This is a genomic window from Aetokthonos hydrillicola CCALA 1050 (assembly GCF_017591665.1).
In the GTDB taxonomy this organism is placed as follows: Bacteria; Cyanobacteriota; Cyanobacteriia; order Cyanobacteriales; family Nostocaceae; genus Aetokthonos; species Aetokthonos hydrillicola.
Genome location: NZ_JAAKGC010000046.1, coordinates 35,828 through 61,081, shown reverse-complemented (window position 1 = coordinate 61,081; position 25,254 = coordinate 35,828). Strand labels below are relative to the sequence as shown.

General features: G+C 40.3%; 22 protein-coding genes. 10 read left to right on the top strand and 12 right to left on the bottom strand.

Going from position 1 to position 25,254, the window contains the following annotated elements; translation table 11 throughout:
* The first annotated feature begins 570 nt into the window (after positions 1 to 570).
* Together G4P69_RS21710 and G4P69_RS21705 are read left to right on the top strand one after the other, a co-directional pair.
* A complete protein-coding gene (locus G4P69_RS21710) occupies positions 571 to 915 on the top strand; it encodes a GGDEF domain-containing protein (protein ID WP_310833851.1) in 345 nt (114 codons plus the stop codon).
* A 159-nt stretch (positions 916 to 1,074) separates the two neighbouring features.
* Positions 1,075 to 1,275 (top strand): hypothetical protein, encoded by a 201-nt coding sequence (locus tag G4P69_RS21705; RefSeq protein WP_208351118.1) that lies wholly within the window; start codon positions 1,075 to 1,077, stop codon positions 1,273 to 1,275.
* A gap of 72 nt (positions 1,276 to 1,347) precedes the next feature.
* On the opposite strand, the gene G4P69_RS21700 is transcribed toward G4P69_RS21705, so the two are convergent.
* On the bottom strand, positions 1,348 to 1,830 hold the full coding sequence (locus G4P69_RS21700; RefSeq protein WP_208351108.1) for a HugZ family pyridoxamine 5'-phosphate oxidase: 483 nt from the start codon (positions 1,828 to 1,830) through the stop codon (positions 1,348 to 1,350).
* A gap of 117 nt (positions 1,831 to 1,947) precedes the next feature.
* On the opposite strand from G4P69_RS21700, the gene G4P69_RS21695 reads away from it, so the two are divergent.
* Both G4P69_RS21695 and G4P69_RS21690 read left to right on the top strand, forming a co-directional pair.
* On the top strand, positions 1,948 to 2,388 hold the full coding sequence (locus G4P69_RS21695) for a YidH family protein (RefSeq protein ID WP_208351096.1): 441 nt from the start codon (positions 1,948 to 1,950) through the stop codon (positions 2,386 to 2,388).
* Positions 2,389 to 2,539: 151 nt separating this feature from the next.
* Positions 2,540 to 3,121, top strand: a complete 582-nt coding sequence (locus G4P69_RS21690; RefSeq protein ID WP_208346085.1) for a thioredoxin family protein — start codon at positions 2,540 to 2,542, stop codon at positions 3,119 to 3,121.
* A gap of 350 nt (positions 3,122 to 3,471) precedes the next feature.
* Here the strand turns inward: G4P69_RS21690 and G4P69_RS21685 are convergent, their stop codons facing one another.
* Positions 3,472 to 4,581 (bottom strand): precorrin-8X methylmutase, encoded by a 1,110-nt coding sequence (locus tag G4P69_RS21685; protein WP_208351093.1) that lies wholly within the window; start codon positions 4,579 to 4,581, stop codon positions 3,472 to 3,474.
* A 151-nt stretch (positions 4,582 to 4,732) separates the two neighbouring features.
* On the opposite strand from G4P69_RS21685, the gene G4P69_RS21680 reads away from it, so the two are divergent.
* Positions 4,733 to 6,652: a heavy metal translocating P-type ATPase gene (locus G4P69_RS21680; protein WP_208345162.1), complete on the top strand. Its 1,920-nt coding sequence runs from the start codon at positions 4,733 to 4,735 to the stop codon at positions 6,650 to 6,652.
* A gap of 872 nt (positions 6,653 to 7,524) precedes the next feature.
* On the opposite strand, the gene G4P69_RS21675 is transcribed toward G4P69_RS21680, so the two are convergent.
* The gene (locus G4P69_RS21675) at positions 7,525 to 7,761 is read right to left on the bottom strand and encodes a DUF3134 family protein (protein ID WP_208345163.1); all 237 of its coding nucleotides are present in this window, start codon (positions 7,759 to 7,761) and stop codon (positions 7,525 to 7,527) included.
* Between the two features lie 337 nt (positions 7,762 to 8,098).
* Between G4P69_RS21675 and G4P69_RS21670 the strand changes: the two genes are divergently transcribed.
* On the top strand, positions 8,099 to 8,752 hold the full coding sequence (locus G4P69_RS21670) for a DUF938 domain-containing protein (protein WP_208345164.1): 654 nt from the start codon (positions 8,099 to 8,101) through the stop codon (positions 8,750 to 8,752).
* An 8-nt stretch (positions 8,753 to 8,760) separates the two neighbouring features.
* Here the strand turns inward: G4P69_RS21670 and G4P69_RS21665 are convergent, their stop codons facing one another.
* Positions 8,761 to 10,254, bottom strand: coding sequence for an ATP-binding protein (locus G4P69_RS21665; RefSeq protein WP_243903009.1), 1,494 nt, complete (start codon positions 10,252 to 10,254; stop codon positions 8,761 to 8,763).
* Between the two features lie 66 nt (positions 10,255 to 10,320).
* Entirely contained in the window at positions 10,321 to 10,857 is a 537-nt protein-coding gene (locus G4P69_RS21660; RefSeq protein WP_208351087.1) for a methanogen output domain 1-containing protein, read from the bottom strand.
* 1,298 nt (positions 10,858 to 12,155) lie between these two features.
* Here G4P69_RS21660 and glyS point away from each other — a divergent pair.
* From glyS to G4P69_RS21645, 3 genes are all read left to right on the top strand, one after another.
* Positions 12,156 to 14,282, top strand: coding sequence for a glycine--tRNA ligase subunit beta (gene glyS, locus G4P69_RS21655; RefSeq protein ID WP_208351084.1), 2,127 nt, complete (start codon positions 12,156 to 12,158; stop codon positions 14,280 to 14,282).
* An 83-nt stretch (positions 14,283 to 14,365) separates the two neighbouring features.
* On the top strand, positions 14,366 to 15,739 hold the full coding sequence (gene murD / locus G4P69_RS21650) for a UDP-N-acetylmuramoyl-L-alanine--D-glutamate ligase (protein ID WP_208345922.1): 1,374 nt from the start codon (positions 14,366 to 14,368) through the stop codon (positions 15,737 to 15,739).
* A 405-nt stretch (positions 15,740 to 16,144) separates the two neighbouring features.
* Entirely contained in the window at positions 16,145 to 16,294 is a 150-nt protein-coding gene (locus G4P69_RS21645) for a hypothetical protein (protein ID WP_208345921.1), read from the top strand.
* Positions 16,295 to 16,357: 63 nt separating this feature from the next.
* Here the strand turns inward: G4P69_RS21645 and G4P69_RS21640 are convergent, their stop codons facing one another.
* A complete protein-coding gene (locus G4P69_RS21640; RefSeq protein ID WP_208351075.1) occupies positions 16,358 to 17,041 on the bottom strand; it encodes an Npun_F0296 family exosortase-dependent surface protein in 684 nt (227 codons plus the stop codon).
* A gap of 1,100 nt (positions 17,042 to 18,141) precedes the next feature.
* Here G4P69_RS21640 and G4P69_RS21635 point away from each other — a divergent pair.
* Entirely contained in the window at positions 18,142 to 20,643 is a 2,502-nt protein-coding gene (locus G4P69_RS21635; protein WP_208351057.1) for a substrate-binding domain-containing protein, read from the top strand.
* Between the two features lie 137 nt (positions 20,644 to 20,780).
* Here the strand turns inward: G4P69_RS21635 and G4P69_RS21630 are convergent, their stop codons facing one another.
* From G4P69_RS21630 to G4P69_RS39380, 6 genes are all read right to left on the bottom strand, one after another.
* Positions 20,781 to 21,584 (bottom strand): DUF1838 domain-containing protein, encoded by an 804-nt coding sequence (locus G4P69_RS21630; protein ID WP_208345525.1) that lies wholly within the window; start codon positions 21,582 to 21,584, stop codon positions 20,781 to 20,783.
* A 10-nt stretch (positions 21,585 to 21,594) separates the two neighbouring features.
* On the bottom strand, positions 21,595 to 22,224 hold the full coding sequence (locus G4P69_RS21625) for a HEAT repeat domain-containing protein (protein ID WP_243902716.1): 630 nt from the start codon (positions 22,222 to 22,224) through the stop codon (positions 21,595 to 21,597).
* 119 nt (positions 22,225 to 22,343) lie between these two features.
* Positions 22,344 to 23,198, bottom strand: a complete 855-nt coding sequence (locus G4P69_RS21620; RefSeq protein ID WP_208345524.1) for a HEAT repeat domain-containing protein — start codon at positions 23,196 to 23,198, stop codon at positions 22,344 to 22,346.
* Positions 23,199 to 23,396: 198 nt separating this feature from the next.
* Positions 23,397 to 23,633: a phycobilisome linker polypeptide gene (locus tag G4P69_RS21615; protein ID WP_208345522.1), complete on the bottom strand. Its 237-nt coding sequence runs from the start codon at positions 23,631 to 23,633 to the stop codon at positions 23,397 to 23,399.
* A 177-nt stretch (positions 23,634 to 23,810) separates the two neighbouring features.
* Positions 23,811 to 24,680 carry a phycobilisome rod-core linker polypeptide gene (locus G4P69_RS21610; protein ID WP_208351055.1) on the bottom strand — a complete coding sequence of 290 codons (870 nt, stop codon included), beginning with the start codon at positions 24,678 to 24,680 and terminating at the stop codon, positions 23,811 to 23,813.
* Positions 24,681 to 24,952: 272 nt separating this feature from the next.
* Positions 24,953 to 25,254: phycobilisome linker polypeptide (locus G4P69_RS39380; RefSeq protein WP_243903008.1), on the bottom strand; the 302-nt coding region annotated here is incomplete at its 5' end.

Here is a 25,254-nt window from a genome sequence, read left to right as displayed (position 1 = left end):
TCATTTTGGCTGCTTTGGTTTTGATCTGCTTGAACGCATTTGGTGACGCGAATATCGTCACTATAGTTAGTCTTAGCGAGTAAAGAACAGACCCAATCAACAGCTTCTTGAGTTGTGTTAATGCTCAATTTATTCCACATTTTATAAGTTGTTCACACTTTAATAAAGGTTTTTTTATCGTTCAATAGTTATTAATGTTACTCTCATAGTTATGATATTTTTTGCTACATATTATAATACAGATCGCTATTATAATCTTTAATATTGTATGTTAAAATTATCCAAAGATCTTACTATTTTTGTCATAACTGTCTTTTTGCTATTTTCTTGTCATGCTTCAGCACCAACCCAATTAAAACACCCTCCCTTGAAACTGGTATTTGGAACTTTTGTTGGGGAACTCCCAGGTATTATTGCTCCCCAAAAAGGATTCTTTAAAGCTCAAGGGGTTGTTAACTGGTAGATGTAGAACTAATTTATAAAACATACGGATACACGCAATTGGAAAGAGCAAATTTCCTTGCGAGCAAATATGACGGGCTTATATCATCCTTAGGAAGTTTTATCGTCTTGAGTGCGACAAATCCTGTTAGAATAGCGCAAACAGTACAACAGAGAGTTTGTCGTCCTACTGATCTTGTAGCCCGTTACGGTGGAGAAGAATTTTCAGTCCTCCTCTCCAATACTGACTTAGTGGGAGCAATCAAAGTAGCTGACAGTATTCAGCAAGCAATCCACGATCTGGTTATTCCCCATGCAAAGTCTGACGTCAAGGATATTGTCACCGTTAGTATGGGGATCACCTCTCGTGTGCCTACTTTAGATATCAAGCCAGATATACTCATCACTTTGGCCGACAAAGCACTGTACAATGCCAAACAAAATGGGCGCGATCGCTACTGTTACGAACTTTGATAAGGGTGTAGGGTGTAGGGTGTAGGGCTGGGGAAAACTTAAGAAAGCATTAAGTATGTTCACTCATCTGTCTAAGGAGAGACGTTGAGAAGTTTTAACGTTTGCAAAACTTTGAATTAAATGTATACGAACTTCCATGAGATCTGAGGAGTAGGATTTGTGACTAATTCAATAGAGTTGAAGCACCTGCTGATGAGATGGAAAAGCAATGAGTATATTTATGATACTCATGAAAAGCGCCTAGAGCGGTTAATTGAATGGTGTAAGATAGTACACCATAGTTTAGAAGCTGAACAAATACAAGATGCAAAGACATTTCTCGCAGAAGCGATCGCCGACGCGCAAAAACCATCTATCTGAACTCAGCAGTATATTGAGCCGTAGCTTTCACAGAAATTGAACCTGGAAGCCCACGGCTAATAGCTGTGGGTGCTAACTTGTTATTAAACTGCCGAGATTATTAGGGTCTACCGCATAGGCTGCACCAAAGCCTATCACAAAGCGGCCTTTACTTGGCGTTAACTGAAAAATACGGAAATCTGGCAAATCACGAAATATCTGAATAATTTCTCCAAACTGCACTTGAAAGCGTTCAAATATTTGAGCCCACAACTCCGTATCTCGTTCAACCAACTTTGCTGTACAGTCAAATGTTAAGCGACGTCGGGCGAAAATTTCCTGTGTTTGGGATTCATCTTCGATAAACAACACGCTTGCTCTAGGAATAGAATAAAGATTTTGAGTGTGGGTAGAAAGACCACTGACATAAATGTAAATACTTTTGCTTTCATCCATTACAAAAGGAGCATAGCTAGCATTAGGGACACCATCTTTGCTAACAGTGCTGAGTATTAGGCTTTGGAAAATATCAGTAAAGCCTTGATAAGCACTGAGAGCTTGTTCAAACTGCGACATTGAATAACCTTATGTTTAGAGGGATTACAAAGCAGGGAAACTTATCAGTTTCCTCAAGGTTAAGAGATTTTTTCAATCGGAAATGATTTAATTTTATGCTACAGATAATTTTTATTTATGAGTCAACTGCCCAAAATTGATCGTCAAAGGGAGCATCAGGCGAATGAGCGCACTTTTTTAGCTTGGGTACGGACTTGTATTGCATTAATTGGCTTTGGTTTTGCGATCGCTAGATTTGGTTTGTTTGTACAACAGCTCAATCTTGCTCTAACGCGACAACAACCAACACCAAACCCCATTTTCTCTTCTGAAAATTTGGGTCTTTGCCTGGTAATATTTGGAATGTTGATGCTTGCTTTAGCTGCTTGGCGATATAACCAAGCTTTTTGGCAAATTGAGCAAGGAAACTATCAACCTAACCGTTTACCTGTATGGGTAATGACTGGAGCTGTTATGATTTTTGGGCTGCTCAGCATTCCCTTGTTACTTTTGCGTAATAAATCTACTTTAACGCCACCTCGCGTTCAAACCCAAACCCAGTCTCGTAACTTTCGTTAATAAAAAGACTTCAGGAGTCAGGAGTCAGGAGTCAGGAGTCAGAATGAATCATATGCGACTGGCAAATGAATAAATGAGTTTAAATACTTATTTTATTAATTCTGAATTCTGTTTTCTGACTCTTTCGTTAATTCACTACTGAGATTCAGCTATGGCTTTAACTGCTTCAACAATGTTACCGTTAGGAACTAAAGCACCAGATTTTCATCTACCAAATGTCGTATCTGGGGAAATAATTTCGTTATCGAACTTTGCCGGTAAAAAAGCACTGTTAGTGATGTTTATCTGTCGACATTGCCCTTTTGTCAAGCATGTACAGTCACAATTGGCGCAGTTAGGAAAAGATTACGTTCAAAGTGAGCTAGGAATTATTGCTATCAGTTCTAATGATGCTAAGAATTACCCAGATGATGCCCCAGATAAGTTAAAGGCAATGGCAATAGAGCTAGGGTTTACGTTTCCCTTGTGTTACGATGAAACCCAAGAGACTGCGAAAGCTTATACAGCAGCTTGTACGCCTGATTTCTTTTTATTTGATGCTGAGCAAAAACTTGTTTATCGCGGACAATTAGATGATAGCCGTCCGAATAATGGACAACCTGTAACGGCAGCTGATGTACGTGCTGCAATTGCAGCAGTGCTGGCAGGTAAACCAGTAGAAGGTGAACAAAAGCCAAGTATTGGCTGTAATATTAAGTGGAAATCAGGAAATACGCCGAGTTACTTCGGTTAGTCATTGTTTGTGTTAACTAATTTGCATAATTCCCCATCCACCTGCGGGATGGGGTAATTCGCAAACCATTAACAACAAGAAAAATTCAGTGCTGGATTTCTAAATTGAGGATATAGGATCCTAGTTGGATTTTTCCTGTCCACAATTCATACTCTACCCGTAAATGCTCTGGTAAAGGCTCTCCGTTCAGCTTGAGGTTACGGGATTAGTAATCACCGCTGGTTTTACCAACGATTATCAGGATGACGTTTCGACGGCTTTAGTACAAAGTGGGTTAGAACTTGTAGATTGCGAAATATTAAACGAGTGGGTTGCGCTTGCTCATGGTTTAAAGGCATGATCTGACGCTGTCAAATCTCAGTAAGATAACAATGACAATTAGGCTTCTCAATCAGTGACTCAACTAAAGCGTTTAGGGTAGTAGCAGCTAACAAGCCACCTCCTAAAGTTCCTTCTATAGTAATGAAAGGGACATCACCTTGCATGAGTCGTCGTTTAGCAGCGGGAGCATGGCTAAAGCCAATAGGCATTCCGATGATGAATGCAGGCTTAATTTTCTGCTCCTCGATAGCAACACATGCAGAGAGTAATACACTAGGTGCATAGCCAATCACTAGTATAGAACCTTCCGGCACTTGCTGTAATTTCTCTTGCCATTTCTGGTGCTGCCAAAATTCAAGTTCTGCTTCTATGGCAGTCCTAATGTGGGGATTATCAATTAGGATTTCTACGTCAGATTTTAGATGAACTAATCGTGTTTGATCAAGGGCTGCTGCTACCGTAGGCACATCTACAACTACTTGACAGCTTGATTTTAAGGCTTCGCGACTGGCGGCGATCGCACCACGGCTTAACCTTAAAAATGACACTAAGCTAATATCTCCACAAGCCAACACTAAATGAGATATTAAGTCTCGTTCAATCTCCGAACGGTCAGAGAGATCTGGTAGTATCTTTTGTAAAGATTCTTGAAAAGTTTCCGGATGTGCATGAACTTGAGCGTCTAATCCACTCCAGAGTTTTTCTAATCCTCCGAATCCTACTTTGTTTTCTACTTCTAGTAATTTGATCTGTGCTAAAACTTCAGCCTGCATAATTTGGCAATGCTGATCTCGCCCTAATAACCCTTCTAACGCCGATGCAGTTTGCCTAAGTTGAGCAATTTGCTGTATGACTGTGCGATATTGCTGTTGAAGCTGTGCCATTAAGCTGGAAGTTGTCTCTGTTTCTGGTTCTACTTCCAGAATTTGGCGAATGTGGTTGAGTTGGAAACCTTGCTGTTTGAGGGCAATGATACGCTGCAATCTAACAACATCTTTGTCTGTGTAAAGGCGGTAATTACTACGCGATCGCATTGGGTGTGGTAATAACCCCAATTGATGGTAATGACGTACCATTCTCGGAGTAATCCCACCTCCTACTGCGTTAGTAAGTTCTTTAATAGTTAGGCTTTTAGTCATAAATTTATCAGGGGATACGCAAAGATGTAAAAAATTACCCCTTTTATGGATATTTGGTTATTCTACCTTGACAAGAAACTTCACACAAAAGATTGACATTAACATTAATGTCAAGGTTTAGGGTAAGAGAATCTTCGCTCATTCAACTCTCATGGTTTACACACAGCGTTTTACTGAATTCACCAAAGAACATGCAGATGCTTTTGCCGCCGTCGTTTGTGGGGTACTGTTATTTCTGGGATGGTTTTGTTTGCACCTTGGTTTTGTAGGATGGGCACTGTTGTTACTACCCACAGCGTATGTTGTTGGTGGTTACGAGAGCGCACGTGAGGGACTAACAACCCTTATCAAAGAAAAGGAATTAGATGTAGATTTGCTAATGATTGTCGCTGCGTTGGGTGCAGCGGGTTTAGGCTTATGGCGGCGAGAGTACCACTTAATTATTGATGGGGCAACACTAATTCTCATTTTTGCCATTAGTGGTGCGCTGGAAGGTTACGCAATGCAGCGTACGGAGCGCAGTATCCGTAGTTTAATGAGTTTAACTCAGGATTCAGCAAGAGTTTTGCGTCAGGGACGAGAGGTGATGGTTCCCGTTAGCGAACTAAAAATAGGAGATCAAATTGTTGTCAAACCAGGAGAGTTAATTCCCACTGATGGAATTATTGTTTCTGGTTACACTAGTGTTAATCAAGCTGCTATTACAGGTGAGTCTTTACCTATAGAGAAAACAGTCGGTGAAGAAGTATTTGCAGGAACACTTAACGGTTATGGTGCGCTTGAAATCAAGGTTCATCAGCCACCAGAAAGCAGTTTGATTCAGCGTGTGATTCGTCTGGTAGAACAAGCACGAGACTCAGCCCCTCCTTCTCAACAATTTATTGAGCGTTTTGAGCGAGGATACGCTCGGTTTATTGTATTAGCTGGGTTATTGTTGGCTATTTTTCCACCTTTTATTTTAGGCTGGAGTTGGGAAACAACGATTTACCGTGCTTTAACTTTTTTGGTTGTCGCTTCTCCCTGTGCGCTAATGGCATCAATTATGCCAACCCTGCTTTCTGGAATTGCTAATGGTGCCAGACAAGGAATTTTGTTCAAAAATGGTGCTCAGTTGGAAATGATCGGAAAGGTAGGAGCGATCGCCTTTGATAAAACTGGTACTCTCACTACAGGACAAGTCCATGTATTCAAAGTTGTTCCTGGTAATGGATACTTGGAAACAGATGTGTTAAGAATAGCCGCATCAGTGGAATCCTATTCAGAACATCCTATTGGTAACGCAATTGTCCAAGCAGCTAATGGCTTAGAGTACATGAATGCTGTTGAGGTACGGGCTATACCTGGAGAAGGGATCATTGGTAATGTGCCTAGCGACTCATCCCTTCAGATAATTGTGGGTAATGGGAATTTTGTACAGCAATATGTGACGAACCTACCAACTGATTTACACGAGCAGGCTGTGTTTTTGGAACAACAGGGAAAAACGGTTGTTTGGGTGGCACACGGGTTAGTCGTAGTTGGATTGATTGCACTAGGAGATTTAGTAAGGGCAGAAGCAGCAGCAGCGATCGCCCATTTGAGGAAACTGGGAGTTAAAGAAATTGTGATGTTAACTGGCGATAACGAGCGTACGGCTCACAGTGTCGCCCAAGTAGTTGGCGTCGATCGAGTTTATGCTCAACTTCTGCCAGAAGATAAGCTTGATATGATCCGTCGTCTTCAGCAAGAGCATCAAACCGTGGCAATGGTAGGAGATGGAATCAATGATGCACCAGCACTAGCTCAGGCTTCTGTGGGGATTGCCATGGGAAAGGCAGGTAGTGATGTTGCCTTGGAAACAGCGGATATTGTACTGATGGCGGATCGGTTGGAAAAAATAGCAGTGGCGATCGCTTTGGGTAAAAGAGCTCAAGTAACAGTGAAACAGAATATTGCGATCGCTTTAAGTTTCCTGATTTTGCTCTTGATTGGGAATTTTCTAGGTAGTATTAACTTACCGATTGGAGTCGTAGGACACGAAGGTTCTACAGTTCTAGTGACTCTTAGTGGTTTACGATTGCTAAAAAATTAACAGGTACGAAAATGTGTGGCATTTTTTGTAGCGCTCACTCTTTTTACCGAACTACAGCAGTTCGTCATCAAAATTATTGGGTAGAAACCCCGTCCTAGAAGGACGGCTTTACATTTTTTTTGATTACCACTACCGCCTTGGGGCTACTAAACTCGGTGTACCTTTGTGTTGTACTTTCGGTAGGACAGTTACTACCTCAAATTGTTCGCCCTGTACGCATAATGGTTTTGCTCCTAGGAGCCTCCCAAAGGGGGTGATGTTAGCCTTGCCAAAGTTAGAGGGCGGTACTTTCCAAGCAGCACTGGCTTAACCCGATAAGCCTGTTTAACCGCTTGGTTCTAGAGCTACAAACTGGCGAATGTATCTGTAGGTAGGAACTTGAACACTTCCCAATAACGTAGTACGCTCTTGTACTTAAGCGGGTCAGCTATCTCTAGAGGGGAGGCACGAAGCCCCGTCCTTTAGGTCGGGGTGCTGACAGCTATTATTATCTTCAACTTCCGGATCATAGTCGGAGATATCAACATCGTCAAATAAGCTATGATGTTTAGCACAAACGTAAGGCTTCAGACTGCGAGTCATTAAAGCAGCAAATAAATAGTCTAAGATGTTCCACCTAGAAAACTCGGAGCAACCAGAAACGCAGCAATAAACTTTTATCTGCATTTTTTTATATTCCAACTAATAAGCAACCTACACTCACCTTCTAGTGAATGTAGGAGTATGACTGCGACTAATTTTGACCATTTTTTGAATTCAAAATTCAAAATTCAAAATTCGCTCATTACGAAGAAAAAAACTTTCAATTAATTGATTCAAGGTACAAGCCCCACTGATTGTAATTTTGAATTAATAATTTTGAATTGTTTTCACTATTCTTCTAAATCAATGTCAATATCGTCATCATCGTCAAAGTCATAGGGAATATCGTCAACTTCTATAATCTCTGATATTTCTTCTACTTCATTGAGATATTCAGGTTCTTGTGTCTCACGTTCTATCAGACGACCAGTTGACCTGAGCCATTCTAAAAGAAAGAACTCATGATTAGAACGAATTACAGCGGCTCGTTGTCCACGAGGTTCTTCACGTAAAGGACTGTTATGCATAAAACAAGAAGAAGTTTAATTTGCTAATATTACTGCATACTCGCCTTTTTTATAGTCAAAAAACTGAGATGGTTTTCACCTTGACTATATAATGGCCTCTATCTGGACGAGCTGTAGGCCAAATGGTAATAAATACCTTCCTACCTCCAGACACAGCTATTGCTACTTTACAGCTATCCTAGTATAACACAACATTACTTTTTAACAAAAAAATTGGTCGCTTGTTTGCTGGTTTTCTTTACAATGACTCCTGAACTGTGATAATCTCCGTACGTCTAAGAACCTATAACCACTGAAACTGCTCTATCTCCAGTTTTTATCATCAAGCGAGTGCCAAATGTTACCATTAGATAGGCCACCCCTAGATCCATATCCACTAAGTCCGTATGTTGCTTGGGCAGGTAAGCGAAATCGAGATCCGATTTTGGAGGTGTTTAAGGAAAGACTACCCAAAGAAGCAGGGGAAGTATTAGAATTAGCTTCGGGTAGCGGTATGCATATCCACTACTTCGCCCCTTATTTTCAACATTTGAATTTCCAGCCCTCGGATAAAACCGAAGAAGTTTTTGACAATATCAAGCGATTAACCCAAGAGACTGAGGCTAAAAATGTTTATGCTCCGATTAAGCTAGATCTCACCGAGCCGGAAACGTGGTCAGTCGTAGCAGCGAAAAAATTCGATGCAATATTTTGTATCAATATTTTCCAAGTTGCGCCAATTTCCATAGCAGATGGGATGATGGAGTGTGCAGCAAAGCTACTCAGTCCTAATGGTCAGCTCTTTATATATGGTCCATTTAAAGTAGATGGTCAGTATACAACACCATCAAATGAAGAATTTGACACGACACTTCTTTCCTACCAAGTACCCGAATGGGGGCTTAAGGATATTGCAGACATTACCAACGCAGCGAAAAAATGGAAGCTTGATTTAAAACACAAAATCGATATGCCGTCTCATAATTTTACACTCCTTTATAGATTTGCGTAGAGGAATGTTTAACCACTCCTTTCCCTAATCTGGCTGATTGGGATTTGAATACAAAACTCAGTACCTCGCCCCAAATCAGAGGCACAGTGTAATTGCCCACCGTGCTTTTCTACAATGATTTGGTAACAAATAGATAAACCTAATCCCATACCTTTGCCAACAGGTTTGGTCGTAAAGAAAGGGTCAAACACCTGTTGGCGAACTCTTTCTGTCATACCAGGACCATTGTCTGCAATGCGAATTGCAATCCAACTATCATTGAGTACTTCAGTGCGGATCAGGATTTCGGGCTCAGTCATTTGCGATACAGTCTGATTTGGAGAGGATAGTTCAGGAACAACTACTCCTAGCCCTTTAGATTTGTTGGAGACATTATCTCTAAAAATTTCCTTGTTTTCTATGAACGGCAACCGGCTACTAGCAAATGACTCTTCCAGTGCATCGATAGCGTTACTCAAAATATTCATAAATACTTGATTCAACTGACCAGGATAGCAATTGACTACAGGTAATTCCCCATACTCCTTGACCACTTCAATTTTTGGAGACTCAGGTTTTGCCTTCAATCGATGCTGTAAAATCACTAAAGTGCTATCTATACCAGAGTGAATGTCAACATTTTTTATTTCCGCTTCATCAACACGTGCAAAGGTTCGCAAAGATTTGACAATCTCACAAATCCGGTCAGTTCCCACTCTCATAGATTCGAGAAGTTGATTTAAGTCTTGCTTGATAAAATCGAGATTAATGGCTGCAATTTCTTCCTGTATTTCTTGGCTAGGATCAGGATATTCTTGCTGATATAGTTGGACTAATCCTAGCAAATTTTGAATATATTCACTAGCATGAAAAATATTACCATGAATAAAGTTCATAGGGTTGTTAATTTCATGAGCAATTCCAGCAACGAGCTGACCTAGGCTCGACATTTTTTCTGTTTGGATAAGCTGAATTTGGGTTGCTTGTAACTTATAAAGAGTTTTTTGCAAGATATCATTGGTCATACAAAGGTTTTCTTCAACCTGTTTACGTTGTTGAATTTCCTTTGTTAATTCTTTAATTTTTTCATTGAGTAAAATAAAATTATTGCTTGCGGAAGCCCGCTTTTTCAAGCGTAGAACATTCAAGGACACACACTCAGGTGATGATGGTTGAAGAACTGCTCCTTCACAACGATAGATTATTGTTTCTCCGTTTTGCTGGCGTAGCGTCAAGGAGCTAAGGATCATTTGCCGACTTCGTGAACAAGCTTGCAGATAGCTGATTATCTTTTCACGAGGCTCGATGACAAAATCAAACAACATTCTACCTACAATTTCTTTGACATTTAGGTCTAATATTGTTGCTGTGGGTTGATTTGCAGCTAAAATCTCTCCTCTACCTGTTATTAACAGTAAAGGCTCTGGTAAAACACGAGCAAGTTCAAGAAACTGTTCGGGAGACATTAGTATTGTTGCTATATTGAGCAAGGCTGATTGAGTATGGCCGTGATCAGGTAACATGAAAGGAAAAACCGTTCTTTAGAAATCGTAGAACGGGTTTGTATCACTAACTACTTTACATTGTTTCTAACCGGCGAAATATTCCATCCCATCAGCCTCCTGAGCTTCCTTTGTTGGCTTTAAGTAAACAACGACTCTGCACCCAGCCCCACCTTGTGCGATGGTTTCTTGCAACTCGACTTTGGCATAGCCGAGATTTTCTGCTGCTATATAACCAAAGACGTTGGATGTCATCATACACATTGAGGGACGACCCAAAACTTTTTCTTCAAATGGACAACGACGGTTTCCAAGTACAATCTTCTCATCACTTTGTTCAATAATATAAAAGTCACCTTGAACACGTTTTTTCAAATCCACAAAGACTTCTGCAATTTGCTCTCGTGAAAGATTAGGTACTTGCAATGCTGTTTTATAGGTGTTTTCTATTTGTTTACCGATTGTTTGACCAACAACGCTTATAAATCCGGAAGCTTCTTCTAAGCCAACTATCTCTTGTAATGTACCAGTTAATTCTCGAATTAAAGTACGTAGAAACCCATCACGCTCTAAGGGAATATCGAGAGAATTGATAGAGTTTTCATTACTAGACAACTGAGTCATAGGGAAGTTATTAGATGACTAGGACTGTAAGTGATAAATGTTGCAATTTTTGTAAAAATTGTTTTCAATATATCCAACTGGAAACAATTGGTAACAACTTAAAAGAGAGTAATTTCTGTCTGTCAACACGTCTAAGTATAACTGACTTTTCCCAGATTGTGGAAATGGAGCAACAGTCTCTAGATGATAGGATAACAACAGAGCATTATTTATTTTTGTTTTAAATACGTATTTCAATGTTATCTATTTTACTAAAAAATTCAATTCAACCCTAATGTCTCCTCACCCAAAAGTTATTAGGGGTTGGGGGTACAAGCCTCTGGCTGCAATAATATTATCCTTCCACTAATAGCTTTCAGGGTGTTAAGGATTGTTTCGCCAATAGTATTTATCGCTTGACTCACTCATAAAATTGGATAGCTTTTCTGTTTTATCTTCTGAACGCTCAGGTAGTAATGCTTGAGCTTTTTTATGAGCGATCAGCAAGTAACCATCGCGTTAGTTTTCTTAGCTAAGCTGTTGCGCATTTAATTTTTATATCGAACGCGGGCAAGATGCCCACACTACAATAACTTGACGGTTTTGTCTAGCTAAATAAAGCTCACGTTCTGGTTCAATCTTATCTAATGCATCTCGATAATTTAAAAATATTTATCATTTATCCGTAGCCAGAGAATGATCATAAGCAGTCTCTTTTTGGAGAAGATTCGTTAATAAGACTGGGTTATTGGTAGTTGTGTGTTCCCACGTAGACGCTGAATGCTGTGCTATGCTTTCCAGGCTAGGAACTACATCTTTGGCAGGAGAAGGTTAGACCCCACAACTACAACCCAGCTTGTTCAGGGAAAACTTGGTGCAAGACAATCAACAATTCGTTAGTTCGCTGTGGACACTTACCCAGCCGCCGTGATTTTTAACAATACCAAGCACAGTAGACAAATAGCCGCAGTTGCTCCTTTTGTTGGTGCAAGTGAGCCTCTGCCTGCTCTGTACAGTCAACAAGTCAGTAAACTTTTTCTGAATCTTTAGAAAGAAGAACTTCTTCTTTTTCCGCTTTGCAAAATGTTGGTCGAATACGGCTCCAGTGGGAAAACTAACCAAAACCAGAGGTACATTGACACTCTCCGCTTCTGGTTTGAACGCATACTCGCTATGACTGGGTAGCAACGTCTGTTTCAAATCCTGGTCTTGTCAATGCCAGGAAAGTGCAACAACATATATCCTTGTTATAATCCTCTTTGGTATCAGGGGGGGTTTCAAACATATAGTTAAGCCACGGTTTCGTTGAAAAAAATCCTATGCCTGCATTTTTATTAGAAGTTGGTACAGAAGAACTACCCGCAAGCTTTTTAAGCGACGCCATAGCACAGTGGCGATCGCGCATTCCTCAAGCTTTGTCAGCACATAGCCTAACTAGCGAGTCTGTGGAAGTTTACGGTACTCCTCGCCGATTAGCAGTATTAATCCAAGGATTACCATCTCAACAGCCAGACCGTGAAGAAGAAATAAAAGGTCCCCCAGCACAAACAGCTTTTCAAGATGGCAAACCAAAACCAGCAGCGGAAGGTTTTGCTAAAAAGCAAGGTGTAGAAGTTTCGGCTTTGGAAATTCGTCCAACGGAGAAAGGGGATTTTGTTTTTGTGCGCAAAGTCATTCCTGGTCGCAACATAGCAGAAATCCTGACAGAATTAATCCCAGAGTGGATTTGGGGTTTAGAAGGTAAGCGGTTAATGCGGTGGGGTGATGGAGATGTAAGGTTTTCTCGTCCTATTCGCTGGTTAGTCGCATTGTTGGATGATGCAGTGCTACCGATTGAATTGGTTAATGGTTCTGAGACGATTAAAAGCGATCGCATCTCAAATGGTCATCGGGTTTTGCATCCCAATACCGTAACAATCGCTCAGGCTACGGATTATATCAGTTCTCTACGTTCTGCCTACGTTATCGCTGATAGTAATGAACGAGCAACGATCATTACTCAGCAAATTAAGGAGTCCGCGCAAAAGTTAGATGGGTATCCGGAAATTTACCCAGATTTATTAGAGGAAGTCACTAACCTTGTCGAATTTCCTTCTTCTGTTATCGGCAAATTCGAACCAGAATTTTTGGAATTGCCAACAGAAGTCATTACTACGGTGATGGTGAGTCATCAGCGCTATTTTCCAGTTTTTAGTGCAGCAAATAGCAATGAATTACTTCCCTATTTTGTGACGATTTCCAATGGAGATCCAGCAAAATCGGACATTATTGCTACTGGGAACGCAAAAGTGATTCGTGCGCGGTTAGCTGATGGACAGTTTTTCTACAAATCTGATTTAGCCAAACCTTTAGATAGTTTTTTGCCTCAATTGGCGAAAGTTACCTTTCAAGAAGATTTAGGTTCATTGCTTGACAAGGTAAGTAGAATCTCTCAAATAGCAGAGCAAATTACAGCACAACTGCACTTACCAGACGATGAACGCCATAATATTCATCGAGCAGCTTTGCTTTGTAAAGCCGATCTTGTGACTCAAATGGTATACGAATTCCCGGAATTACAGGGAGTTATGGGACAAAAGTATGCAGTAGCCAGTGGAGAGCCAGCAAGTGTGGCAACAGCTATTTTTGAACACTATTTGCCAAAGGGTGCAGATGATATTTTACCCCAAACACTTGCAGGTCAAGTTGTTGGGTTAGCAGATAGGCTCGATACGTTGGTAAGTATTTTTTCTATTGGGATGATACCAACAGGTTCCTCTGATCCCTTTGCGTTACGACGAGCCGCAAATGCTGTTGTTAACATTACTTGGACAGCTAATTTGCCGATTAATTTGCAACAGTTACTCGCAGAACTGGCAAAAGATAAGGCGGAGTTAAATGCTAGTTTGCGGGAATTTTTCTTACAGCGTGTTCGTACTCTACTGCAAGAAGAGCATCATGTTGATTACGACTTGGTGAATGCAGTGTTGGGAGAAAATGACCCAGAATATGCAGAACGGGCGCTGAAGGATTTATTGGATGTGCGCGATCGCGCTTTATTCTTGCAACAAATCCGTAATGACGGAACTTTAGAAAAAATTTATGAAACCGTTAACCGTTCTACCCGCTTAGCAGCACAGGGAGATTTAGACACAAAACAGTTAGAACCAAATTCTCTAGTTCGTAAAGAGCTATTCCAAAAGCCATCAGAAGAAGCTTTTTATAACAGTTTAGTAGATTTGGTTCCACAAACACTCGCGGCACAGAGTTCGCGCAACTATAAGCAGCTAGTGACAGCATTAGAGGAAAGCGCTCCCACGGTTAGTAACTTTTTTGATGGTCCTGAAAGCGTTTTAGTGATGGATCCAGATCCAGAAATTAAGCGCAATCGGTTAAATTTATTGGGATTACTCCGTAATCATGCACGTGTTTTAGCCGATTTTGGTGCGATCGTAAAAAACTTGTAGCTTAAATCAACAAATTATTGTGTAAATCATGCCAATACACGTTAGTATAGGGATCGCTTAACCAGGGACCTCTGCCACAGTCTATGCCAATAGCTCATGTAATTGGATTAGGAAAGTCTGGTATTGCTGCGGCGAGATTGTTGAAACGGGAGGGTTGGGAGGTGGTGCTGAGCGATCGCAACACCTCCAATAGCCTCCTTAAACAACAGCAAGAACTCGCCACAGAACAAATAACTGTCAAACTGGGGTATTCTCTGGAATTAGAAGCTTCTGATTCACCTCAATTGATTGTTGTTAGTCCCGGTGTGCCTTGGGATATACCTGCACTAGTTAAGGCACGACAATTGGGAATAGAAACCATTGGGGAAATGGAACTTGCTTGGCGGAATTTGCAAGCAACACCTTGGATTGCAATCACCGGCACCAACGGTAAAACCACCACCACGTCCCTAATAGAAGCAATTTTTAAAACCGCAGGATTTAACGCTCCTGCTTGCGGTAACATCGGCTATGCTGCTTGCGAAGTTGCTTTGTCTTCAACAGAAGGATCTCCTCTTGATTGGATAATTGCTGAAATCAGCAGCTATCAAATAGAGTCTTCCTCTTCTATTGCACCACTGATTGGGGTTTGGACAACTTTTACACCAGATCACTTAAGCCGCCATAAAACCCTAGAAAACTACTACAATATCAAAGCACGCTTACTGAATCAGTCCGAGCAACAGATCTTCAATGGCGACGATGCCTATTTACAGAGAGTAGGTGAAAGTTATTGGAGGAATGTCTACTGGACAAGTGTTAGAGGTAAAGATTACCTCATAGGCTCGAAAGGCTTTTACATCGAAGATGGTTGGGTGCTACAAACTTTCGAAGAAAAGTCTTTGAAAGATGAATGTATTGTAAAAACTTCTGCTTTACGAATGGTAGGAGAACATAACTTACAAAATTTGCTGATGTCTGTAGGAGCAGCACGATTAGCAGGAATTGATAAAGAAGCAATTTCTCTAGCTATTAGTGACTTTCCTGGAGTTCCTCATCGTTTGGAACATATTTGTACTTGGGAAGGAATCGATTTTATCAACGACAGCAAAGCAACTAACTATGATGCTGCTGAAGTTGGTTTAGCTTCTGTCAAAAATCCAGTCATTTTGATCGCTGGTGGTGAAGCAAAAGCAGGTGATGACAGTCGCTGGATAGCAAAAATTCAATCTTCAGCAGCAGCAGTGTTACTTATTGGAAATGCTGCACAAGCATTTGCCCAACGGTTAAAAGAGGCAGGATATGAGCGTTTTGAGATTGTCGAAACAATGGAAAAAGCTGTCTCTAAATCGGCAGAATTAGCAAAACAGTATCAAGCATCAGTGGTACTTTTATCTCCCGCTTGTGCAAGTTTCGATCAATACGCGAATTTTGAGCAAAGAGGCGACCATTTCCGTAAATTATGTCTTGAACAGTAACAGAAACAGTCTCGGCTAATGGAATTATTATCGATAGGCAAGATTAAACCTGCTGTTGATTCAACAGAATTTAGAGGAATAGAGTCTATCTTTAATGCTGTGGAATACTTATATAGCGGCAAAAATTGCGGAAAAGTCATTGTTCGTTTTTGATCGAACAAGCAAACTTCGAAAGCTGCGTAATTTTTCTCGTTATATGGTTGTTTGACTCAGCTATTTCATCGGTTGAGGTAGAAAAGTTACGTGCTTAACATTAACATTGTTAGCGAATAATTTTCGCTAACAATGCTTTTTTGTCCAAAGTCCAAAAGCAGACGGAGAAGGTTTTTCGCTCGATCCCTATCAAGAACATCTTAGACTGAACTTCCCCCGATCAGTAGTCAAGCGCTTCAAGTTTGCCATGCAATGGCAAGCCAAATTGGCTGGGAACAAACAGATGTTGTCTTGAAAAATTTTCAGATCAAGTTGCTTACCAAACTCTCTGACTCTGAGGTGCAAACTGCTATACATGAACTGATTGAGGTGGGAGTGATTACCCGGATTGAACTCACTTAAAAGCAATCCTAATCAATCTAATACCTCCCAAGCAGAAACTCGTATATTGATACGTTCCTTTGTCTAGGATATTCCCGATATTGCTTTCTTTTGTCGGCGCTTTAAGAACGAAGCAGCACCTATTGAACCAATTGCTAACACTCCTAACATACCATTAGGTTCTGGAGCAGCAACTCTATAGGTGTGGTTATCTGTTTCAAAAGCAATGCCATTTGAACGCAACACAACTTTATCAAATTTATCTCCCGCATCACCAACTAGGTTGATGAACATATTAGCGTCCTTACTAGTCCAGCTACCATTAGCTATAGCACTTGGTACGTCGCTACCACTAAAGGTTTTTAAGAGCTTACTGCCATTGTAAATGTCAATAAAGTTATAATTATCTAATGAGCCAGCATAAAAACCAAAGTAATCAATAGCTTGTTTGAAATTAATATTGACAGAACCAGTTGCACCTGCAACACCACTACCTACTGGAGAAATTGCTAGAAATTTAGTAGTATCATTATATGGTGAAGCGTATTGACCACTTACACTACCTTGAACGATGTTATTGGTAATATTAGAGTAAGTCGCAAAACCGTTTGGGTCAGTTGCTGTGCCATTATCAAAGGTGATAACTTTAGTATTAGAGTAACTAGAAAACGGTCCCGTATTGACTGTCATAGTTACAGCACTAGCTGGTTTAAGATTTAGGAAAATGAAAGCTGTTCCTAATAAAGCAAGAGATAATTTCTGTAGCATTTTAGTAAAACACCTTGAAAATATAAAAAACTAGCAAAACCTTTTTATAGAAAAACAGATTCAGAAATCCGTATCTATGTCGTTTTTATTGATGACAGCAACCTGAATAAGTTGGGTTTTCTTGGATGACTGATGATTCCATTTTGGATTTTATTTTGTGAAAACTGAACTGTGTATACACTAAAATCTGTTTGAAGTTTCAGTAAAGATTTTCTGACAATTATTGATTTTTAAATCTTTAATTTCCAAATTAAGAGTTCTGTAGTTTCTACCATTAGTACCCTATAAATCAATCCCAAGTATTTGAAAAGCTTGTTTAATGCCTTCGCCTTGGGCTGGAGGGTATGTTTGCTGCTCTCTATAAAGTTTCTATATCTGCTACTACGGTAGAATACACAAATTCAATGATGCAAATTACAGTGTATTACAGGTCTATAAGGATAGATATCAATTCTCCCACCAAATCTAATACACCCTGACCTTTTCGATGTAGTCTTGAATACGAGAGTCTAAGATCAGTCCTTTCACTAAGAAAATGTAATTCTTACCGATGAGCAAACGAGCAGCTTTTATCATTCAAATAAATATATTGGGTACAAACTGGTAAGCTAGTATGATTTTTACTATAAAATTTTACTAATTTTCGGTATATAAAGCTTGTAAACTAAGGTAAAAATAATGGTCATTATAAGCAAGAGTGTTTAAAATATTTCCAATACGCTGGAGGATTGGATAGCAAATGAATAGTTAAATTAATTACATAAATTATGTAATTGATTTGAGAATGAAGGCATATAAGGAAACTTTTTGTTAAAAAAATTGCGAATGGATTACTGAGTGTTACCCCACACCCCTAAACTCTTATGAAATAAAAGTAGCTTGAGGTTTTGCTTTAAGGAGTGATGTGCAATACTAAGAAAAATCAATACTTTGTAGTTATATGCTGACCATGCAAGATAAAGTTAAGACCAAGTACAATCTATGTTCTTAAGTATCTTCTACAACATAGAAAAAGATACCAGGGACACACGGGTTTCTTAACAAAAAACGATTAGGATTCTTCTGACCGCTGTTTCTTCTACTTCTATAATAAAAAGCTTATGTGGCAAAAAGAAAAAAAAGATACTTCAATCGTTAATCTGACCTTATTGCTTGCCCTAGCTACCGTACCGATGGCAGCAACTTTGATAACACGGCAATCAGTATTAGCACAATCTGCTACTAATGTTCCATCGTCTGCAATATCAAAAGAAGATCCAAGTCATAAGAACATAGTACGGATCGATGGATCGATTGGTATGGGTGCAATTAATCAAGCGTTGAAACAAAGTTTTGAGAAACAGTTCTCTGGAATTAAGGTTGAATTCGCTACTAATGGTACTGAGGCTGCTCTACAAGCTTTACGTAAAGGAAAGATTGATCTAGCAGCGATTAGTCGAGATTTAACACCAGAAGAAGAAGCTGAAGGTTTACAGCAAGTCCATGTACATCGAGAGAAGATAGCAGTTATAGTCGGTAAAAATAATCCTTTTAAAGAAAGCCTAACTACTAAGAAATTTGCGAAGATTTTTAGAGGAGAAATTACGGACTGGTCTCAATTAGGGGGTCCTGATGGTAAAATTCGCTTCATTGACCGTCCTACAACAAGCGAGGTTAGAGAGGCTTTTCGCAATTATCCTATTTTTAAAACCGCTAAATTTGGTACGGGATCTACAGTTGTTCCATTGAGCGAAGATAGTACTCCTGAAATAGTTAAGCAGTTAGGGAAGGACGGTATCAGCTATGTCTTAGCTAATCAAGTACCAAAATTGCAAGGTGTGCGTGCCCTACAGATGAATCATATTTTACCAGATGATCCGAGGTATCCATTCTCCCTGGCGTCTGTGTACGTTTACAAGAAGAATCCAGATCCTAATGTGAGCAATTTTCTTGGATTTTCAATTGCTACAAAGGGACAGCACGCAGTAGCAGAAGTTCTCTCTACTGAAGCTACCGCTCTCGCCTCTGGGAAACTTCAGCCAGTCGCCACATCTACAAATAGCCCAAGCACTAATGCTTCGTCAGGTGCTAAGGAAACAAATACTTCAAAAGAAACTAGTGCTAAGACTTCATCCAACGCTCAAGAGGCTAACTTAGCTGCGGGTTCTCATCCTTCTAATAACCAAAGCTTCGTCAATTTTCGTAAAAATATTAACACAGAACAACTTTTGTGGTTGTTATTACCTTTATTTGCTTTCACAGGATTCTTATTATGGTGGTTCAGAGGAAGACGTTCGGCAGAGACTAGAACTGAGGCCTTGCTGCAATTAGCTGCTAATATACCCTTGAAAGAAGTTTCTACAACTCATATCTCATCTGGTGTAAGCAAGACTGAGCAGCAAAAGCCACGTGATTTAGTAGACAAACAGCTACACACAACAAATGTATCGAATAGGGTAGAAGATCTGACCCCCGATGGAGATGTCCTAGCAGTAGACAATTCTTCACCGCTTTGGCTGAAATTTTTCAATGGAGGCGCAGACAAACAAGAGACTAATAATATTACAGACAGAAAAGACTTAAGGTCAAACGAAGTTTTGGCAGATGAACACCCAGAAGCTCCTCAAATTGCAGAGCAGTCTTTTAAGCAGACGACGAATGTTCCGCAAACTCTTTTAGATTTAGAAGCACCAGTGACGGTTGTTAATTCTAAATATCCTGATCTGCCCGATATGCCAATAATTACATCACAAGCAATTCCCAAACAATCAGATCAGGAGTTACAACCAAAGGCGACTGAAGTGCAAGCTTCATCAGACAATCCGAGTGTTGTCTTAAATATGGTAGGTGATACAGATCAATCTACCGCTGAGACGACAGAAACCAAAACTGAAGAAATTTCTCAAAACCAAGAACAGACGATTGAATCAGCATCTACTTCAACAGTTGTTACAGGTAGTACATCAGAGCCAATTGATAGCGCGCAAGCATCAAATAACACTACAGGCACGACAGAATCTATAGTGGAGCAACCAACAACTCACGAGCTAGAAGCAAAATCCAAAAGTCATATTGTCCTCGAGTCTCGTACACCCAAGTGGGGTTATGCTTGTTGGGAAGTTTCTGAGTCTCAGAAGCAAGCGCTTCGACAGCAAGGTGCTTCTCAATTGGTACTGCGACTTTATGACGTTACTGATATTGACTTGAGTTATCAGAATCCTAAATTAATACAGCAGTATGAATGTGAGGAGATGATACATGATAGGTATGTTGCTATACCCGCGAGCGATCGCGACTATATCGCTGAAATTGGTTATATAACTAATGACAAACGTTGGTTATTACTAGCTCGTTCAGAGATTGTCCGAGTTTTTGATCGTCCTGATCCCAATTTCTGGTTTGTAGCAGATGCTGAATTAATTATACACGGAGCAGCAGAGCCAGGTTCACAAGTTGCGATTGATGGTGATTTCATCAAAGTTAGACCCGATGGTACTTTTCACCTACGTATCCCCTTTAAAGATAAGTTGATGAACTATGCGATGACAGCTGTTGCTGCTAATGGGGAAAACACTAAAACCATCCAAATGAATTTTTCTCAGGAAAATTCTGATGGAAAATAGGGTGTAGGGGTTATCAGTGAACAGTGAACAGTAAACAGTTATCAGTTCTCAAGGGTGGGGGACATAAACCCAGAGATAAACACACTATTCTTGACTGATAACTGATAACTGACGACTGATAACTGTTAATAACCCCCCTATTCCTCTAAAGGAAAAGTATGACCAGCTAAGTAAGCTTCAAAGTTATTTTGGAAATATAGCCATGAAGTCATATCTTCTAGATCAAGCAAACTCTCAGGAGCGTTTCTATATAATGGAATGCGATTATTGATTTCATCTTGAAATAGTTGCGGTAACTCAGAAAAACCATTGACTTTGCAACCATAAGCGCTGTAGATGAGATGACCTTGGGTAGAACCCATTTTCATCCAAGGAAGCCATGAACCAATTCTATCCCAGGTCAGCTGAAGTTGTGAAACTGAAAGGACTTCTGGATTCAATAAATCTGCAGTTGGGACAGTTAGTTTAAATAACTCCGCCGCTTGATAAATAGGTTGTGGACTATACTGAGCAAACTTAGGATCTTCTGCTAAAGGATTAGGGTAAGTGGGAAATATATCAAAGACAAAAGTTGTTCGTTCTCCCTCTACTGGTGCTGGAAACTTACCTTTAAAGTGTCCTTGTACTGGATTATTAGCAACATGCATGACTGGAACTGTTTCCCCTATCCAAGGATTCTCCCACCTGTGCAATATTTGACCAGTGTTTGGATCAAGATAATAAGTTAGTTCTCTGGAGGTAAAATCCCACTCATCTTCTTTTACGAGAATACATCTACTAACACTCATCCCTAATATTTTGAATAGTATTTTTTTCTTCTCACCAGGGATAAACGCATAGATTGAACCTGTCCATGTTAGGAAGGTGGACTGGGTAGGATCGAGGGAAGAACGAGTTTTTACCCAGTGCTTAGCATCAAATTCTTGAATTTGGGCAACCATTTACAGCACCTTAATTATTTGATTGGAGTTGTTGCTGTGCCATTCGCACGCGGGTGCAAACTGCCAAATCTGTATCTGTTTGGGTTATTTGTTCTAGCTGGGTTAAAATTTGCGGTAATAACCTAGGCTGAGCAAGAGCCAAGGCTTCCAAACCTGTGACAGCAGCATAGCGTACTACCCACTCTGTATCTTCGCTAACCAGCATTAAAGCTTCTAAAGCTTGTAATTGAGCTGATTCTATTTGTTCTGATGATAATTGATCCCAACGTATAGTACCTAATCCCCTTGCTGCAGCTCGCCTGACACTTAGAGAAAAATCTGTTTTTGCTGCATCTAATAAGGTATTGAGTGCGCGTGGATCACCTATTCCTGCTAAAGCACGAATTGCCCAGGCTCTGGCTCCATAATTGTAATTATCAATGAGTTCCAGTAAGTGTTGTACACTAGCTTCCCCAAGTTGCACCAGTCCCTCAACTGCTGCTACGGCTGCTCCTGGATTATTATAATTCAACGCTGCTATTAAAGTGGGAATGGCTTCTTTTAATTGAGCTTCAGCTAACTTCTCAACTGCTTCTAATAAGCGAGCTGAGGAATCTGCCTCTTCAACAGCACGAATCAGTTTTTGCGCATCAGTAATCATAGGGCATGGGGCATGGGGCATGGGGCACGGGGCATGGGGCATGGGGCATGGGGCATGGGGCATAGCCGGTTTGACTAATTATTGCTCCTCTGCTCAAGAGCTCCCCTGCTCAGAGATCTCTACAAAAGAGAATCCATTAAATTCATGATTTTAATGGTAGCTGCTGATAAAGTCGCAGACTCAGTTTTTTTCACTTGATGTTCAAGTAATCCTTTTAGAGCGATGAGTTTTAAGCTGTTTTCAGCGAGGGTTTGTGCGATCGCCTCTGCTGATTCAAAATAACCGATTGCTCCCAAATCAGCAAGAGCGGCGCGACGCAGTTGTAAGTTGTCTCCAGACAAAGCTTGTACCAATCGCTCTCCATAAATTGATTCTTGGGTTAATTGATACATAGCTCGTGCTGCTGCGTATTGCACTCGTTCTATGGAATGATCAAGAAACGGCTGAACCAAAGGTATACTCTCAGTTGCTTGGAGGGTTCCCAATGCTTCTAACACAGAATCATAAGGCTGGGAGAAGTCTGACTGCTTGAGTACTAATTTTTCCGTGTCCAAACCTTCTGCCAATAACCTGTTCAGATCTGGGATACAACTTGGATTACCTAACATCTCTAAAGACTGTGCTGCGGCTTCCCGCACATAAAAATCCGAACAGTCTAAACACTTTATTAATGCTGGTAGTGCGTTTTGTGCTCCGAGTTTACCTAGTGCTCTGGCTGCATTCCTTCTTAAAGGATATCCGCCTTCTGGAGTTCGATCAGCTTCATCATCCAATGCCTTGATGAGCCCTTCTATTGCAGCCTCTTCACGTACACGAAATCTACCCAACCACCAAGCAGCATAAAAGCGCAAACCTAAATCTGCACTTTCAAGATTGGCTATTGCCTGTTCAACTGTTAGGGATTCACCTCCAATTGGTTGGGGTTCCTCTTGTAATGATGAGGATATAAAATTTTCTGACCTAGAATTCCACATAAGAAGCTTTGTTAAAAGGAATTCGTAATTTGTAATTAATTTAACGATAATTACAAATTACGAATGAGTAATTATTATTTAGACGTTTTGAATTGATTAATTCTGGGTACAAGCCCCCACTGACCAATTCAAAATAGAAGAAATAATTTTGAATTTTGAATTTTGAATTTTGAATTGTTTTGACGTTCTGGAGGAGTGTTAACCTTCTGCTGTAGGTTCGGGATTTAAAGCTTGAATGTTAACGATTCTACCACCCAAACGGGTAATTCTTTGCATTTCTTGATTCATCCGGTTATATGGAACCGTGATAAAAACACTGCCACTATTACGAATTTGATAATCTGTGTTTTCTGTTTCTTCGTTTTGACGCAATCCAGAAACTTCGTAACGAAAGAAACGATTTGAAGATTTTCCACCTATTAGTTGACTCAGCATAATTTACATTCCCAATTTCAATTTCACATTTTTCATTGATCAAACTTAATTCGCAATTGGTAATCCACAGTTTTCTTTTCGTGGTTGAAAACTTAGAATTACAAATTACGAATTAATAAATTAATTATTGCGTAGTTTGTGCTGGATCTTTTGTCACGAGTGACAAGATACTAATCCCTAGAGTGGTGTAACACTTGCTATTTTACCACCTTGCTTGAGAACTGATTGGAAGTAAGGGGATAATTCTTCATAAGGGATAACAACAGCTTGGTTGGTACGGCGGACTTTAGGATAACCTCGACCAACACCACCTGCAACTTCAACGCGGAAAAGTCTACCTTCTTTTCCATAGGCTGCTCCTCCACCAAAACCGGTGCTGGGAGTTACACCTTTTCTAGAAGGAAGATAAGCAAATCCATCGTTGCTTCCAGAAGGACTAACAACTGTAGAAGCACTATTGCGAGCTAATTCTTCAGCTAGGTGAGAGTAATTGCCTTGCAATTGAGCGCGATCGCTGTTAGCATAGCCGCGATAAAGTTTGAATATCCGGCTAAATCCAACAGTTTTTTGCCCTTTTTGGGTTTCAAAGCCACGATAGTAAGGTACAATGTTTTCGCCAAAGCTTGCTTGATACTCAGGCGAATCAATGTATGAATCAATGTCAGCATCGTACCCTTTGTTTTGGTACAAGTCTAAGTGATAAACCACTTCTGACTCGTCATAGGGAGCACGACCCAACAAATGTTTATAGTTTAGTTCAATAACTCTGGTTTGGAAATTGTTGTAGAAAAACTTGGACTTGTAAAGTTCTGACTTAGCTACTTGACGCACGAACTCTTGAACTGTAATCTTGCGATCAGTAAGAAGAGATTCAGCAGTTGTAAGCCGTTCAGACTGTAGCAAATAATCGTTGCCCAATAGGTGTCTATAAACAGCAGAAATTACCAAAGCAATTTCTTCTTTAGTTGCTTGTGCGCGCAACTCTAAGGGTGCTGTTTCATCAAATGCTGATGTTCCTAGGCGAGATGCTGCCGTTGTTATAGCCATTTTTTAGTAACTCTCGTTTCTAGCAATTGTTCATTGTTGGTAGGGAATTTTTGCTTGTTTTTGCTTTCTTCCCAACAAACATTATTTTATAAGAAAAATGCAGAGAACTTTTCAGGAGTAAGACATTTATTATGTCCCAATTCATTTCTTTCGGCAAGAGCAAGAAATCATTAGGCTTTGATGGTCAACGTATCGAGTTGCGCCCACACATAAACAGGGATATTACGGCCCGGAAGTCGTAAATTACCCTGTTTGTTTATAGCAGCGAAGTATTAGACTGAAGTGATGCTGAGAACTTTACTGCCTTTGCGATTTAGCTGTTGCAGCTTACTAGACAATTGCTCATAAGGCACAAGCAACTCTGTTGTACTTTGGCGTACGACTGATGAGTTTGGAGAAGCTGCTTGCACAATTCTAATTCTGTACGTATCTCCTCGCTTACCGCTAGCTACGCCCGTTAAGGCTTTTGAAGATGCTGGGTAAATTGGCGAGGCGATGTTTTTAGCTAGTTCCCTAGTAAGCACTCCTCCCTTTTGCGCGGGAGTTCTATCACTGCTAGCATAACCTCGGTATA